The organism is Marinobacter sp. UBA2688, assembly GCF_002352785.1.
GTDB classification, from domain to species: Bacteria; Pseudomonadota; Gammaproteobacteria; order Pseudomonadales; family Oleiphilaceae; genus Marinobacter; species Marinobacter salarius.
The window spans coordinates 76727-91529 of sequence record NZ_DELU01000023.1; the positions used below are offsets into that span (position 1 = coordinate 76727).

The following is a 14803-nucleotide window of genomic DNA, read 5'->3' on the forward strand; positions in this document are numbered from 1 at the left end:
ATCAAGGCCGCGCACGCGGCTGACATTGTGGGTAAAGGGGGATCGAGATGGCACAACTACCGAAACGTGCAAAAGTCGTCATCATTGGCCAGGGCGGTATCGTTGGCTCATCGGTCGCCCACCACCTGATCGAACAGGGCTGGGACGACATCGTCGGGCTGGAAAAATCCGCCATTCCCTCGGACATCGGCTCTACCTCCCATGCCTCGGACTTCTGCTTCACCACCTCCCACGACAAGCTGAATATCTATACCACCAAGTACAGCCAGGCGTTCTATGAAAAGCGCGGCAACTATGTGAAATGCGGCGGCATGGAAGTGGCTCGCGCTGATGACGACGAGCGCATGGACGAACTCCGCCGCAAGGTCGGTTCCGGCAAGGCATTCGGCACCAACGTCAGTATGATTTCACCGAAACAGGCGAAAGAACTGTTTCCCCTTTTGAACGAAGACTGTATCCAGGGCGCCATGTGGGACCCGGACGCGGGGCTGGTGGTGCCCCGCTCCCAGAGCGTTGCAGGCGATCTGGTTGAAGAGGCGGTCGCTACCGGGAAATTGCAGGCCTTTGCCTACACTCCGGCCATCCGCATCGACGTACAGGACGGCCAGGTACGGGGCGTGGAAACCCACAAGGGCTATATCGAAACCGAGTACGTGGTGCTGTCCATGGGCATCTGGGGGCCCCTGATGGCCAATACCGCCAACTCGCCCCTGCCGCTGATGCCACTGGAACACCCGCTGCTGTTCTTCGGCCCTTACGAGGAACTGGCCGGCACCGGCAAGCAGATTGTCTACCCCTTGTTCCGCGACCAGGGCAACTCCGCCTACGTGCGGGATACTGGCGACCCTACCACCACCGAGGGTGGCCGCATTGAGTGGGGCTATTACGAAGCGGAAGATCCCCGACTGGTCTACCCCGCGGCCATCTCCGAGCCCGGCGAGGCGCGGATGTCGCCATCCATGCGAGATCTGACGTTGGATCAGGTTATGGACGCCTACGAAAAAGCCATCGAAATGACGCCGATCCTTGGCGAACTGGGCTGGGAGGAAAAGCACTCCTTTAACGGCCTGCTGTCGGTCACACCCGACGGCGGATCACTGATGGGGGAATCCCCGGAAGTGCGCAACCTCTGGTTCTGTGAAGCGGTCTGGGTCAAGGATGGCCCCGGTGCAGGCAAAATCCTGGCGGACTGGATGACCCATGGCTCTCCGGAGATGGACCCCCACAGCATCGACATCGCCCGCCACTATCCGCTGCAGAAAACCCCGGACTACGTTTACAACCGATGCTACGAAACCGCCAAAAAAATCTACACCCCGGCGGTGCATCCCCGCGAGCCCTACATGACCGGTCGTAAGATGCGAACCAGCCCCTTCTATCTGCGGGAAGTCGAGCTGGGTGCCTACTTCATGGAAGCCGCCGGCTGGGAGCGGGCTCACGGCTACGCCGCGAACGAGTCCACTTTGCTGGCGAAATACCGCGACCGCATTCCGGTACGGGAACATGAATGGGACGCCCGGCATTTCTGGGAAGTGTCCAACGCCGAGCAACTGGAAATGAGCGAATCGGTGGGCATGATCAACCTGTCCCACTTCGCTATTTTCGACATCTCCGGAGACGACGCCGAAACTCTGCTGGAGTATCTGTCCGTCGCCAAGGTGGGCGGTACCATCCCTCATGGCAAGGGTGTTTATACTCACTTTCTGGATGCCCGTGGCGGCATCCGCTCAGACCTGACCATCATCCGGCGGGGCGACAACGATTATCGGGTGGTCTGCGGCGGCGACACTGGCCATCGGGACCATTGCTGGATCAAACGCATCGCACGGGAAAAAGGCCTGAACAATATCCGCCTGCAGGACCGCACCGATGAGCTGGCCACCCTGGGGCTTTGGGGGCCGAAGGCGCGGGAAACGCTGGCACAGTTCGTCACCAACCCTGACGAGCTGTCGGCAGAGAATTTCCCATTTGCCACCGCCCGGGAACTGAATGTCCAGGGCGTTCCGGTGTGGGCATTCCGGATATCCTATGTGGGCGAACAGGGCTGGGAGCTCTACTTCCCGTTCAGCTATGGCCTGCGAATCTGGGATCTGCTGTACGACGCTGGCGTTACGCCGGTTGGCATCGAAACCTACGCCAACACGCGCCGTCTGGAGAAGAGCCTGCGGCTGCAGAACGTAGACCTCGAAACGGAGTACAACCTTTACGAAGCCGGACTCAAGCGACCCAAGGTCAAGGAGGCAGACTTCCATGGCAAGGCCGCCTACCTGGAACAACGAAGCTGGTCACAGCAGGCCGCGTACCTGTGCACCATGACCATGACGGAACATCGGGATGCCAACGGGGTATTGCGCTACCCGGTTGGCCAGTGGCCGATCCTCGACCCGCAAACCGGAGAAGTGCTGGTGGACAGTCACGGCCGCCGCTCCTACAACACCAGCGTGGTGTGGGGGCCGTCAGTGGGCAAGATCATCCTGCTGGGGTACATTCCCGTGGAGTATGCTCAGGAGGGCCGGGAACTGACCCTGGAATACTTCCAGGAGCACTACCCCATCCGTATCGAAGCCGTCGGCTACCGGGCGCTGTTTGATCCGGACAACGAGCGGGTCAAGTCCTGAACGCTGTCGTTCAGCCAACACTGGCGGTCAGCACTCGATGATGTTGACCGCCAGCCCGCCTCTTGAAGTTTCCTTGTACTTGTCCAGCATATCGCGACCGGTTTCCCGCATGGTGTGCAGCACCTTGTCGAGGGACACAAAATGCTTGCCGTCTCCTCGCAAAGCCATAATGGCTGCGTCGATGGCTTTCACCGATGCCATGGCATTACGCTCGATACAGGGAATTTGCACCAACCCACCAATGGGGTCACAGGTCATCCCCAAATGGTGCTCCATACCAATCTCGGCCGCGTTCTCAACCTGTTCTGGTGAGCCGCCTGTCGCTGCAGCCAGGCCGGCAGCAGCCATCGCACAGGCCGATCCCACTTCGCCCTGACAACCCACTTCCGCCCCTGAAATGGACGCGTTTTCTTTGAACAGAACGCCAATTGCCGCCGCTGTCAGCATAAAGCGGACAACGCCGTCTTCATCCGCCTGGGGGCAGAACTCCCAGTAGTAGTGCAGCACCGCAGGAATAATGCCGGCGGCGCCGTTGGTCGGTGCAGTCACAATCCGACCGCCGGCCGCGTTCTCTTCATTGACGGCGAGGGCATAGAGATTCACCCAGTCGAGCGCGCTCAACGACGGCGATATCAGGTCCACTCGCGTTTTATCCATCAGCGAGCGATACAGCGACGCAGCCCTGCGCCGAACCTTGAGGCCTCCGGGCAACTCCCCTTCATGGCGGATACCGTTTTGCACACACTCACGCATCACCCGCCAGAGCTCGAGAATGCCTGTTCGAATGTCATCGGCCGTACGCCAGGCCTGCTCATTGGCCAACATTATGTCGGCGATGGTGAGCTCGTGTTCCTGGCAAAGGGCCAACAGGGTTTTCCCGCTGTTGAAGGGATAAGGCAAGGGCGTGTCGTCTGCGCGGATTTCCAGGCTGCCATCGGCGTTCGTCGCCACCACAAAACCACCGCCGACCGAGTAATAGGTATGCTCACACAGGCACTGCCCGTGCTCGTCAAATGCCTGACAGACCATGCCGTTGGGGTGTTCTGGCAGGGATTTCCGTCGGTAATACACGATATCGGTACTCTCGCGGAAACGAATCTGATGTTGACCAGCGAGGCTGAGTGTTCCTGTGCTTCGAATACGCTCAAGCCGCCCCGGCATTTGCTCCGGATCAATCCGGGCCGGTTGCTCGCCTTCCAGCCCCATCATCACAGCCGGTCCAGTACCATGCCCCTTGCCGGTAGCACCTAAAGAGCCATACAGGGATACCTTCAGTCGATGCACGGAAGCCAGCAGACATTCATCATCCAGGCCACCTGCAAACCGGCGCGCGGCCTCCATGGGCCCGACGGTATGGGAACTGGACGGGCCAATGCCTGCCTTGAACAGCTCAAACAGACTGACAGCCACTTTTCAGCCTCCTACCTTGGGGTGTGCTTCAAGGATAGCTCCTTCGACGATCCGCCGCCTGCTTGCTGACGACATTCGAACGATGGTTTACGACAGTTCTGACCAACCAGAATAGTGGCATAAACGTCGCTTCTGGATCATTCCGCAAACTTCCGTGTCGGTTGTGGACCATTCGCTACCGGGCCGCCAGCATAGAATGAGATCACATTGGAACTGATCACTTATTGCACTATCAAAAGGCAACAACTAGTGTTCAGGTTGAGGTAATACAATTGGTGTGACAGCCAGACATTGCCGCGACAGGCCCAGGCGGGGCAAGGGGGTTTACCATGACCGCTGACACAGGCTCACACACAGACAGGCCCGCCCAAGAGCCCTATCGGGTCGGCTTCCTGCTGATCGATAATTTCACCCTGATTGCCCTCGCCACGGCCGTTGAGCCACTGCGCATGGCCAACCAATTGGCCGGTACTGAACTCTATTCCTGGAAGCTGCTTACCGCCGAAGGCGAACCTGCCCGTGCCAGCGATGGCATTACCATGCTGCCCGACGGGTCGATCCAGGAAGAGCACCGGTTTGACCTGGTGATCGTGGTGGCCGGTATTGATGTTACCCGGAGTTTTTCCCGCAAAGAGGTCGTCTGGTTGAAGCAGATGGCGCGTCGCCACGTCCTCCTTGGGGCGGTCTGCACTGGCCCCTATGTCCTGGCCAGCGCAGGCCTTCTCGACGGTCATGCCTGTAGCGCCCATTGGGAATGCCTGGAGGCCATGCAGGAGGGTTTCCCACGGGTACAGACCAACAACCGCCTGTTCACCGTCGAGCGGGAACGCATGACCTGTACCGGTGGTACCGTCCCCATGCACATGATGCTCAGCTTTCTGGCAAGGCGTCACGGCCAGGAGCTCAGTAATGCAATATCCCACATGTTTGTGTGCGACCGGGTGCGCGAGGAAAGTGAACAGCAACCGATGCCCATGCACCCGCGACTGGCGTGCGCCCAACCCAAACTGGCGGAGGCGGCCCAGTTGATGGAGGCCAATATCGAAGAGCCCATCGAACTGAAGGAGTTGGCAACACTGGCCGGCATTTCGCGGCGGCAACTGGAACGGTTGTTCCTCAAGCACACGGGCTGCACGCCTTCGCGCTATTACCTGCGGGTGCGCCTTAACCGGGCACGCCGATTGCTCAAGCAGACATCCTGCTCGATTGTGGAAATCGCCTCCATGTGTGGGTTCGTGTCCGCCACCCACTTCAGCCGATGCTATCGCAAGACCATGGGGCGAGCGCCCAAACACGAGCGAATGGAAATTTATTCCCAGGGCTCTTCCAGCGCGGTTTTTACCGATTCCATGGCCAGCCTGCCGTCTTCCTCTCTGCAGGCATTGAGGCGCGCCCGGTCTGAGCCGACCTATGGCATTTTCGAGAACACCGGGTCAGGTTAACCCCACCACCAGGCCGTTTTCATCCAGAGCAATGTCCAGTGCCGCGGGATGGCGTGGCAAACCGGGCATGGTCATGATGTCACCACACACCGCCACCACAAAGCCGGCGCCGGCCGCCAGGCGCACTTCCCTTACCGGAAGCATATGGCCGGACGGCGCTCCCTTCACCGACGAGTCCGCCGAAAAGCTGTACTGAGTCTTGGCAATACATACTGGCAGGTGGCCAAACCCCAGGCTTTCGTATTCCTCCAGCTGCCGCTTCGCCACCGTGGTGAATTCCACGCTACCGGCGTGGTAAATGCGCGTGGCGATGGTGCGGATTTTATCCGCCAGCGGCAGGCCGTCTTCATAGAGAAAGTTCACCTCAGGTGTGCCTTCGTCCATCTGATCAAGCACCGCCTGGGCCAGTTCGGTGGCACCCTCACCACCCATAGCCCAGTGGTCGGCAGGCACAGCACGCACACCCAGCGACTCACTGATGGACTGCACCAGCGACATTTCCTCCTCGGTATCGTCTGGGAAACGGTTGATGCACACCACTGGCGTCAGTCCGAACTGCTGCAGATTACGAACGTGTCGCTCCAGGTTGGCGGCACCGGCCCTCAAAGCAGCAAGGTCGGGAACGGAGAGCTGGCTGCGAGGGACCCCACCCTGCATCTTGAGTGCTCTAATGGTACAGACAACCACGGCGGCGTCTGGCCGCAAGCCTGTTTGCCGGCACTTGATATCTATGAACTTTTCCGCCCCCAGGTCGGCGCCAAATCCCGCCTCGGTGACGACCACATCGTTCAGTGCCAGAGCCGCACGGGTGGCGGTCACGGAGTTGCAGCCATGGGCGATATTGGCAAACGGCCCACCGTGGATAAACACCGGGTTGTGCTCCAAACTCTGGACCAGATTAGGCTGCAGCGCTTCTTTCAGAAGCACGGTTAACGACCCTTCCACACCCAGGTCACGAACGGTCACCGGAGTCATATCAGAGCGCCTGCCGATAATGATATTGCCCAGCCGCTGCTTGAGGTCCGCCCGACCGTCCGCCAGGCACAGGATCGCCATGATCTCGGAGGACACCGTAATATCGAACCCGGTTTCCCGGGGCACGCCATGGGCCGCACCACCAAGTCCGCACACCATGTTGCGCAGGGATCGGTCGGTAAGATCCATCACCCTCCGCCAGCTCACATAACGAGGGTCCAGGCCAGTTTCATTACCCCAGTGAATGTGGTTGTCGATCAACGACGCCAGCAGATTATGGGCCGTGGTGATGGCGTGGAAGTCACCGTTGAAATGCAGATTGATGTCTTCCATCGGAATCACCTGCGCGCGGCCACCGCCGGCTGCGCCCCCTTTCATGCCGAAACAGGGGCCCAGGGAGGGCTCCCGCAGGCACACGGACGAACGCACGCCCAGGCGATTGAAACCGTCGTTCAATCCCACACTGGTGGTGGTCTTGCCCTCCCCCGCTGGCGTGGGCGTTATGGCGGTCACCAGTACCAGCTTGCCCCGGGGCGCACTATCTGAGGTATCCACATAGGCCATATCCAGTTTGGCCTTGTAGTGGCCGAACGGCACCAGACTCTCCCCTGGCAGACCGAAACGCTGCTGGGCCAGCAGCAGAATAGACTGAGGCTGGACCGAGCGAGCGATCTCAATGTCAGGAGTGCCCGGCGGCGGAAAGTCAGCTTCCGGTGGTGTTGCGGGTGTCAGCTTACTGTACTGAAGACTCATGGAACTGACCTCTCTGGTCCTCAATGGACCCACTGTGTTCTTGAATCCATTGCGCCGATTGGCGCAGGCCACCGAATGGGAAAAGATGAATGCCCCGTAGCAAAGTATCCGGGTTGTCCAGGCAATACTGGACAAGCGCGCGCACCATTCCGTCCGGCGACCACGCACGCAACAGTTTGGCGCTGCCAGGGCGTCGCAGCATCAGGCGGGCCGATGCTCCCACTCCGCATTGAGCCGCATAGGCAATGAGCGTTTTCACCCGTGTCGGGCCGGCCATGCCAATGTATACCGGCACCTCTTCCAGGATGCTGCCGAGGCTTTGCAGCCAGTCGATGACCACGTTGGCGTCAAAGGTGAACTGGGTGACCACCCAGAGCCGCGTGGACGTCGTGCGCGCGTATTCGCGTTTGATACCAAGGGCCTGGATGAGTGTTGCCCGGTCCGCCATGGGATGCCCGTCCGGATGGGCTGCCACACCGATACCATGGAATTGGAACTGGGCCAGCAAGCCAGATTCCAGAACGGCCAGGGTATCTGGAAAAGGGCCGGCGATCGCATCGCTGTCGCCGGCAATCAGCAGTAAACGGTCAACGCCGCTTTCATTCAGTTGCGAGAGCCAGTCCCGAAGTTGCCCGCGGCTCTCGGCCATACGTGCGGGTACGTGAGGAATCGGCTGCATGCCAACGCTCAGCAGATGTCGGCATGCCCGCAGGGTATCGCTGAACTGGCCTTTTGGCAGAAAAGGCACGTAGACACAGGTGCCCCGCGGCAGCAAATCCGGCAAATGCTCCTGTGCCAGTATCTGGCGGGGTGTTGCCTCAATGGACGCCCAACGTACCAGGGCCTGCATCCGTGCGGTGGCTTCCGCGTCATGGGCACTGAACGGCTGTTTATCACTCACCAGTTTCATGAATCACGCACCCCATTGATACCTGCTTGCATCGGGCAGGCGACGGCCACCGCCGTCTGCCCCACTGCATTGCTAGTCCGCGAAGTCGATTCCCTTCGCCCGTGCCCTCTCGCGGGCGTTGGGGTTCACCGAAGGCCGGAACGGAACTTCCACCACTTCCGCCTCGACAGCCGTTGAGCCATCCGTAGCGGCGTATTCCACCGGCAGGTGGACCGTCAGGCGGGTGCCAACAGCACGCAGGTCAAACGGCACATAGGCCAAGCCAATATTGGTTTCCAGCTCGGGCGAATACCAGGGCGAGGTAACATAGCCCTCTGGCTCGCCGCCTTCTGGTCCGCTGACCAGCCAGAAGTCGTTGGCATAGTCGGTTACCTGGCCACCGCCAAAACGGATACCCACCATGATGTGACTGAAAGGCGGTCGGCCAGCGTCCAGTTGCTCGCGGACTTTCTCGAGCTTCTGCTTACCGATGTAATCCGCGTCCTTGTTGCGAGGCACCTGATACGCCAGGTTGCACTGGAATGGCAGGGTTTCCTGATCCACATCCTGGCCCCAGGAAAGGATACCGGCAGCAATTCGGCGGTGATGCGCCGGCGCAATCACTCTCAGATTGTGGGCCTCACCGGCGGCAAGCACGGTGTACCAGAGGTCTTCGGCGTATTTGGTGGCTTCCTTGAGGTAAATCTCGTAACCCTTCTCACCGGTAAAACCGGTTTGGGAGATAATCACGTCATGACCGGCCACCTGGCCCTCCATCAAGCCATAGTACGGAATCTCCTTCACGCGCTCACCGAACAGGTCAGCCATGAGCGCCTCAGATTTGGGACCCTGGATCTGCACCGGTGCTACATCGATTTCCGCGATGGTGACGTTGAAGCCCATCCCGATGTTGACGCCCCGCAACCAGAATTCCAGGTCGCTATCGGAAAGGGAGAACCAGAACTCGTCCTCGGCAACACGAAGCAGAACCGGGTCATTGAGAATGCCGCCCTCTTCATTGCACAAGATGACGTACTTGCCACGCATAGGTTTTATCTTGGTGGCATCTCGAGTAATCACATAGTTCACGAAGCGTTCCGCGTCCGGCCCCTTTACCTGAATCTGGCGCTCTACGGCGACATTCCACATGGTGACGTCATGTATCAGCGACTCGTATTCCACCATGGCGCCGCCATCTTCCGGACGGACATAGCCCCGGGGGTGATACATACGGTTGTAAACGGTCGCCCGCCAGCATCCAGCTTCGTACGCCAGGTGCCAGTATGGCGACTTGCGTACACGGGTGGAGATCAACATCTCCACCGGCGTGGGGCCGGACTGGCGCAGGTTAATGGGAACCCGACGGTCGGACTGGTCAACACTGTCAGGCTGGCGGGCGGCGCCCGCCCGTTGCTGCGGATAATCCAGAAGTGCTTGCTCAAATTTAACGGCCATTGCTATCTCCCCCTACCGGGTTGTCGATAGCTCTAATGTGACCCTGTTTTCAGTTATCAGGTTGAACCAATACGACACTGGCACAACCAAAAACGTCAACACCACCGTGATGAATCCTGGAAGCCGCGCCAAAGTGCCAAGCATGAGATGGGGCTACAGCAACCGACAAAGCCTGCTATATTGGTCAAACCTGTCCGTGCAGATCAAGGAGTCGACGTTGACACTGACCACCCCCGCCCTTCTGTTTCCCGCCATTTCACTGTTGCTGCTGGCCTACACCAATCGCTTTCTTGTTCTAGCGCAATTGATACGCCAGCTTAAGCAAATGGATACGGAAGAAGACCATGCCCTTATCGCCCGCCAGATCAGCATGCTGCGCAAACGCATTTTGCTGACTAAACGGATGCAGGCTTACGGTGTACTCAGCTTTTTTGTCTGCACCATGTCCATGTTTGTTCTGTTTGTGGGAGCTCAGCTTGCAGGGGCCATCGCGTTCGGCATCAGCCTGATATTACTGTCGGTCTCATTGTTGTATTCGCTGTACGAAATCGTGATTTCGACCAACGCCATCAACGTTGAGCTTGAAAACTTCGAAGCCAGGAAACGAGCCGGGGAGTAACACGCAAACGTTCAGGAAACCGGATCCGGTCTTCCTTTTTTCATCCGGTACATGGCGCTGTCTGCGTAGCGAATCAGTGCTTCATGGTTGTCCCCGTGTTCGGGATAGACAGCCACACCAATACTTGGAATCAATGTCAGGGATGCCATCGGCAACTCGTAGGGTTCACTGAGAGTTGCCCGCAATTTTTCAGCAACACTGTCCGCGTCACTTGGCTGTTCAATTCCATCAAGCAGCACGATGAACTCATCGCCACCCAGCCGACCAACCGTATCTGCGGCCCGAACCCCCTGCACCAATCGGCGAGCCATTTCCTGCAAGACCTGATCTCCGACGGCGTGTCCGTAGGTATCGTTGACCTGCTTGAAGTCATCCAGATCGAGGTACAGTATCGCCAGAAAGCCGACTTCCCTGGCTGCACGCGCAAGCGCTGTCTGAATCCGGTCCAGGACCAGGCTACGGTTCGGCAATTCCGTCAGCTGGTCGTACCTGGCCATATGCTCCAATTGCGCTTGCATTTGCTTACGCTCCACCGCGGCGGCAACCTGTATGCCGACAAACTCCAACAGCTCTCTGTCTTCGTCCGTGTAACACGCACTCTTTGATTGCCTTTGTACGGCAATCGCGCCGAACACACCCTGGGATGATTTCAGAGGCACACCCAGCCAGTGGTGACGTACCTCAACGTGCGAGGTATCGATCGCCTGAGGCGAAAAAGCCACGCTGCTTCCGGGCGTCAGCAACAGAGCCCTGGCGGAACGGATGACCTGTTCACAGAGAGAACCGATATCCTGAGAGAAACCGGGGGTTCCCGTCTCATGACGGTCGGCATTATAGGGAAAGTACAACTCACCGCCCTGCGTATCCACGAGCGCCACCATAAAAGCAGGCGCTGACATCAGGCCTTCCACAACCTGGTGAATTCGCCGGAACATGGCAGGCAGGCTATCCGAACTGTTCGCTGCGTCCGATATGGCATACATGGCGGCCTGCATAGCCTCGGCCCGCTTGCGCTGGGTCACGTCACGGGCGACCGCCACGCGGATCTGTTCCTTTTCAGACCAACGGGCAGACCACATGATATGGGCTGTTGAGCCATCCTTGCGGATGTAACGGTTCTCAAAGTACGGCTTCAGCTCTCCCCGCAGGATTTCTTTGACAGCCTGGCGCGTTTTCTCAAGGTCCTCCGGATGAACAAAATCCAGGATTCGCCGTCCAATCATTTCCTCCGGCAGATAACCAAATACCCGCTCACTGGCTGCGCTGACGTAGCGAACGTAGCCATCGCGATCTACAACGCAGAGTGCGTCCAGCAGCAGGTCGATAAAGCTTTCCGGCGGAATGGTGGGGCCCATGGCCTATCGGGTGCCCCAGATCCGGGCTACAGCACTATCGCTGCCCAGCAGTCCTACCACGAAACAGACGAGACTGATCACGAAAAACAGCACAATAGGTAACAAAGCGCTGAAGGTTTCCGCGAAGATTGAAAAGAAAAGCGACACCCCGGACAGAACCAGGAACAGGAAACCGACCACCAGCAGTATTTTACGATGCGACTGACGATAACCCTCGACGCTTCCACCTTTCTCGAAAAAACAGAGAATGGGCCAGAACAGCTTTCGAAAAATGTCTTTCACTGCACGCCACCTCACCTGTTTTTGGGGCTGACAATGGCCAGTGTCACCGTTGCCTTGGAGACAAGCCTCATGTCGCCGGCCTTGCCACAGTACACCTCAGACTCTACCACGGTTAACGTGGAGCCTGCCTTGAGCACAGTGGCGACACACTCGATATGTGTCCCGCTGGCTGACCGCAGCAGCTTCAGCGAGAAATCCGATGTCAGGACCATCTGCCCGGATTTAACAGCGGAGGCACCGGCAGCACCGGCCGTATGATCCGCCACCGTAGCCTGCACCCCGAAGTGCACGAAACCGTCCTGCTGCAGATGCCGTTCCGCCAGTACCAGACGGGAGCGACATTCACCGGTTTTGATAGACACCAGTTCCAGACCAATATCTGCAACAAACGGTGCCGATGAAAAAATCCGTTCCACTTCGTTATTGTTAAGCGTGTCCACGTTGTCTCCGGAACTGTGGTTGGCAATCCAGCGGTTTATGCCTCAAAAGTATGCACTGCAAGCTCGCTACGAACCGCTTCAGGGATGGGGACCGACTTTTGAGTCTCGTAGTCGAAATGAATCAGCACGGTAACGCCACGCGCAACCAAAACACCATTTTGCCAAGCTTCCTGGATTACCTCGAAGGAAGAGTTGCCGACTTTGCCAATTCCGGACCGCACCTTAACAGGCGTGGCCCAGTAACACTGGGCTTTGAGATCAATTTCCATGCGGGCGAGAATCAGTGGCCAGCCTTTCGGCTCCAGGGAAGGATGGAATATACGGAACACCGGTGTTCTCGCCTGCTCAAACCAGACCGGGTAAACCGTGTTATTGATATGGCCAAGTGCGTCGGTGTCGCTGAATCTTGGTTCGGTTTCGTAGTGGAACATTTGACTCCCCTTACATCGTGTTAGCGGCAAAGTCTCTCGGGATTTCCGGCGAGGGGAAACCGTTCAATGATCTGATAGACAGACCCATGAGCCCCCTGTGTGCTTTCAAACAACGCGATCCCGCCCACCGAAAAGGTCCCTATAGGTTGTCGTTCCTGAGACTCAAGCAATTCGGCGACTGACCCACGCTGCCTCTTGAAACGAGCCAACGTGATATGTGGGCAGAACGGGCGTTTTTCCTGCTCAAACCCAGGCATGCACAGACTCTGGTTAAGCACCTCGTGAAGCTCAGCCAGTTTATCCGCTGGCTGAACTCCGGCCCACAGATTTTTTGGAAAGTCCGGTCGGCCGAAGCAGCCCAGGCCGCAAACGGTGAGATCAAATTGTCCAACTGGCAGGTTTCGGGCAGCATCACATACATCTGGCAACCGCTGCCTGGCCACACTACCGAGAAATACCAGCGTAAGATGCAACTGATCCGGTCGCTGCCAGCGCGCCCCTGCAACCGGTTGCTGAATTGACACCAGACGCTGCTTCACCGAATCGGGGATTTCCAACCCGAAGAACAGACGATGTGTTTCTGGTTTATCCAACCCGCACCCCAAACCATTCCGGAAACCGACGCAGACAGTACAGCGCAATCATGTCGTAAACACCATGCCAGACCATTACCAGCAGCAGGCTGTCCGTCAGTGCATACGCTACTCCCAACACCACTCCCAACCCGGTCGCCAATAGAAAGTAGGTGAACGAAAGATAATGCACCATGCCAAACAGCACCGACGCAGCGACTATCGCAACCGCATCGTGGGTGTGTTGGGCCAGCCAACCCTGGATCGCCCCGCGGAACAGCAATTCTTCACCGACTCCTGCGAAGACTGCCAAGGCTACCAGCACCGACCAGGAATACTCGCAGGCGAAACGATGCAACTGCTCCAGTTGGGATTCCAGAGAGTCACGAAGCCGGCCCGGAAGCCAGGTCAGCATCATGATCACGACGTACGTTGCCACACTGCCGGCCACTCCCCATAGAACGACCGAGCCAAAGCTCAAACCATCGTACTGAACCGGTATACCGAACAGAAAAATCGCCAGCAGCCCCACCACACCAATGCCGGCCTGGAATCCCAATGCGGCCGTGGATGGGATCTGCGGGCGTTTTCGAGCCATGGCCACTCATCTACCTCGCTTGCCAGGCGGCATAACTACCCACTCAGGGTCCTCGAATTCGCCAAGCGGCGTAATTTCGCAAAATGGCGCGGCGCTGCGGATGATTCGGGCCACTTCCGGGTTATGCTGCCCTTCCATGGCATCCCGCTGCTCTTTGCTGTCCCAACTGGCGATGGCAATCAGCACATTCGGGTCACCAATTTTCCGGTGCAGCTCTGTTCCGCGCGCGCCCGGCGCCTGCTGGATGATCTCGCTGGCACGAACCCAGGCATCGGCGTATTCCTCTGCCGTGTGCCCTTCTCGTATGCGAACCTCGAAGATGTATTTCATGAGTTCACCCTCGTTCCAAACGGCAATTTCCCAAATAACGGGCCTCTGACTCTCAGAGTAATTGTTTTGATTTTGGATCGCATCGGTAAATGCCTACAAATAAACTTGGCAATTCCGGGGACATAGGAGTAAAGTTCGTTTCGTAGGAAAGATTTAGCACAGCATTTCACGAATAAGACGCATCTCTGTTGTTTTGGTAGTTGTCCGTCCTGTTTTTGATTCCGCGCGTTTTTTGTTTCCGCACAACGCTGATCAGTCATCGTTCAAGATGGTCTGGCGGCACATTAAATTATCGATTTCAGGATTATGATTATGTCGACTACTACCGGTACTGTTAAGTTTTTCAACGAAGCAAAAGGCTTTGGTTTCATCACTCGTGAAAGCGGCCCTGACGTATTCGTTCACTACAGCGCTATTCAAGGCGGCGGATTCAAGACCCTGGCAGAAGGCCAGCAGGTTGAGTTCACCGTAACTGACGGCCAGAAAGGCCCTCAGGCAGAGAACGTTGTTGCTGTTTAAATAACAGTCAGCACGTTTGAAAAAGGCAGCTTCGGCTGCCTTTTTTTATTGCCCCTTCATAATTTCGTCATTGACCTGTCACCTACCTGACACTGTTTTGTCACCCTCAAGGATT

General features: G+C 57.7%; 15 protein-coding genes. 4 read left to right on the forward strand and 11 right to left on the reverse strand.

All coding sequences use genetic code 11. From position 1 onward, the window contains the following. Positions 1-47: 47 nt before the first annotated feature. Positions 48-2618, forward strand: coding sequence for a GcvT family protein (locus B3M52_RS11875; RefSeq protein ID WP_075195880.1), 2571 nt, complete (start codon positions 48-50; stop codon positions 2616-2618). A 27-nt stretch (positions 2619-2645) separates the two neighbouring features. Here the strand turns inward: B3M52_RS11875 and B3M52_RS11880 are convergent, their stop codons facing one another. Then, on the reverse strand, positions 2646-4028 hold the full coding sequence (locus B3M52_RS11880; protein ID WP_075195881.1) for an L-serine ammonia-lyase: 1383 nt from the start codon (positions 4026-4028) through the stop codon (positions 2646-2648). A 329-nt stretch (positions 4029-4357) separates the two neighbouring features. Between B3M52_RS11880 and B3M52_RS11885 the strand changes: the two genes are divergently transcribed. Next, complete coding sequence (locus tag B3M52_RS11885; RefSeq protein ID WP_036204452.1) at positions 4358-5470, forward strand: GlxA family transcriptional regulator; 1113 nt, start codon at positions 4358-4360, stop codon at positions 5468-5470. Here the strand turns inward: B3M52_RS11885 and B3M52_RS11890 are convergent. The 3 genes from B3M52_RS11890 to B3M52_RS11900 all read right to left on the reverse strand — a co-directional run bounded on the left by B3M52_RS11890 (position 5462) and on the right by B3M52_RS11900 (position 9542). Next, on the reverse strand, positions 5462-7198 hold the full coding sequence (locus tag B3M52_RS11890; RefSeq protein WP_075195882.1) for a formate--tetrahydrofolate ligase: 1737 nt from the start codon (positions 7196-7198) through the stop codon (positions 5462-5464). The genes B3M52_RS11885 and B3M52_RS11890 overlap by 9 nt on opposite strands. Beyond that, the gene (locus B3M52_RS11895; RefSeq protein ID WP_075195883.1) at positions 7179-8108 is read right to left on the reverse strand and encodes a methylenetetrahydrofolate reductase; all 930 of its coding nucleotides are present in this window, start codon (positions 8106-8108) and stop codon (positions 7179-7181) included. Before B3M52_RS11895 ends, B3M52_RS11890 begins: the two co-directional genes overlap by 20 nt. Positions 8109-8180: 72 nt before the next feature. After that, complete coding sequence (locus B3M52_RS11900) at positions 8181-9542, reverse strand: glycine cleavage T C-terminal barrel domain-containing protein (protein ID WP_036204446.1); 1362 nt, start codon at positions 9540-9542, stop codon at positions 8181-8183. 217 nt (positions 9543-9759) lie between these two features. Here B3M52_RS11900 and B3M52_RS11905 point away from each other — a divergent pair, with 217 nt between their 5' ends. Next, a complete protein-coding gene (locus B3M52_RS11905) occupies positions 9760-10161 on the forward strand; it encodes a DUF2721 domain-containing protein (RefSeq protein ID WP_036205745.1) in 402 nt (133 codons plus the stop codon). Between the two features lie 11 nt (positions 10162-10172). On the opposite strand, the gene B3M52_RS11910 is transcribed toward B3M52_RS11905, so the two are convergent. From B3M52_RS11910 to B3M52_RS11940, 7 genes are read right to left on the reverse strand one after another with little or no spacing between them, the layout of a single operon-like run. Further along, positions 10173-11516, reverse strand: coding sequence for a diguanylate cyclase domain-containing protein (locus B3M52_RS11910; protein WP_036204444.1), 1344 nt, complete (start codon positions 11514-11516; stop codon positions 10173-10175). Between the two features lie 3 nt (positions 11517-11519). Beyond that, positions 11520-11798, reverse strand: coding sequence for a hypothetical protein (locus B3M52_RS11915; RefSeq protein WP_075195884.1), 279 nt, complete (start codon positions 11796-11798; stop codon positions 11520-11522). A gap of 11 nt (positions 11799-11809) precedes the next feature. Continuing rightward, positions 11810-12238: a PaaI family thioesterase gene (locus B3M52_RS11920; protein ID WP_041335346.1), complete on the reverse strand. Its 429-nt coding sequence runs from the start codon at positions 12236-12238 to the stop codon at positions 11810-11812. A 35-nt stretch (positions 12239-12273) separates the two neighbouring features. After that, positions 12274-12669, reverse strand: coding sequence for an acyl-CoA thioesterase (locus B3M52_RS11925; RefSeq protein WP_036204438.1), 396 nt, complete (start codon positions 12667-12669; stop codon positions 12274-12276). A 20-nt stretch (positions 12670-12689) separates the two neighbouring features. Next, the gene (gene thpR, locus B3M52_RS11930) at positions 12690-13208 is read right to left on the reverse strand and encodes an RNA 2',3'-cyclic phosphodiesterase (protein ID WP_305956646.1); all 519 of its coding nucleotides are present in this window, start codon (positions 13206-13208) and stop codon (positions 12690-12692) included. 46 nt (positions 13209-13254) lie between these two features. Beyond that, positions 13255-13839 (reverse strand): CPBP family intramembrane glutamic endopeptidase, encoded by a 585-nt coding sequence (locus B3M52_RS11935; protein ID WP_177190601.1) that lies wholly within the window; start codon positions 13837-13839, stop codon positions 13255-13257. 6 nt (positions 13840-13845) lie between these two features. Further along, on the reverse strand, positions 13846-14169 hold the full coding sequence (locus B3M52_RS11940) for an antibiotic biosynthesis monooxygenase family protein (protein ID WP_036204434.1): 324 nt from the start codon (positions 14167-14169) through the stop codon (positions 13846-13848). Between the two features lie 312 nt (positions 14170-14481). On the opposite strand from B3M52_RS11940, the gene B3M52_RS11945 reads away from it, so the two are divergent. Further along, positions 14482-14688: a cold-shock protein gene (locus tag B3M52_RS11945; RefSeq protein WP_007151952.1), complete on the forward strand. Its 207-nt coding sequence runs from the start codon at positions 14482-14484 to the stop codon at positions 14686-14688. Positions 14689-14803 lie beyond the last annotated feature (115 nt).

Excerpts from the sequence above, each read along its gene's own strand:
- B3M52_RS11940 (WP_036204434.1), bottom strand. The coding sequence starts at position 14,169 with ATGAAATACATCTTCGAGGTTCGCATACGAGAAGGGCACACGGCAGAG.
- B3M52_RS11875 (WP_075195880.1), top strand. The coding sequence starts at position 48 with ATGGCACAACTACCGAAACGTGCAAAAGTCGTCATCATTGGCCAGGGC.
- B3M52_RS11900 (WP_036204446.1), bottom strand. The coding sequence starts at position 9,542 with ATGGCCGTTAAATTTGAGCAAGCACTTCTGGATTATCCGCAGCAACGG.
- B3M52_RS11935 (WP_177190601.1), bottom strand. The coding sequence starts at position 13,839 with ATGGCTCGAAAACGCCCGCAGATCCCATCCACGGCCGCATTGGGATTC.
- B3M52_RS11895 (WP_075195883.1), bottom strand. The coding sequence starts at position 8,108 with ATGAAACTGGTGAGTGATAAACAGCCGTTCAGTGCCCATGACGCGGAA.
- B3M52_RS11945 (WP_007151952.1), top strand. The coding sequence starts at position 14,482 with ATGTCGACTACTACCGGTACTGTTAAGTTTTTCAACGAAGCAAAAGGC.
- B3M52_RS11890 (WP_075195882.1), bottom strand. The coding sequence starts at position 7,198 with ATGAGTCTTCAGTACAGTAAGCTGACACCCGCAACACCACCGGAAGCT.
- B3M52_RS11910 (WP_036204444.1), bottom strand. The coding sequence starts at position 11,516 with ATGGGCCCCACCATTCCGCCGGAAAGCTTTATCGACCTGCTGCTGGAC.
- B3M52_RS11885 (WP_036204452.1), top strand. The coding sequence starts at position 4,358 with ATGACCGCTGACACAGGCTCACACACAGACAGGCCCGCCCAAGAGCCC.
- B3M52_RS11925 (WP_036204438.1), bottom strand. The coding sequence starts at position 12,669 with ATGTTCCACTACGAAACCGAACCAAGATTCAGCGACACCGACGCACTT.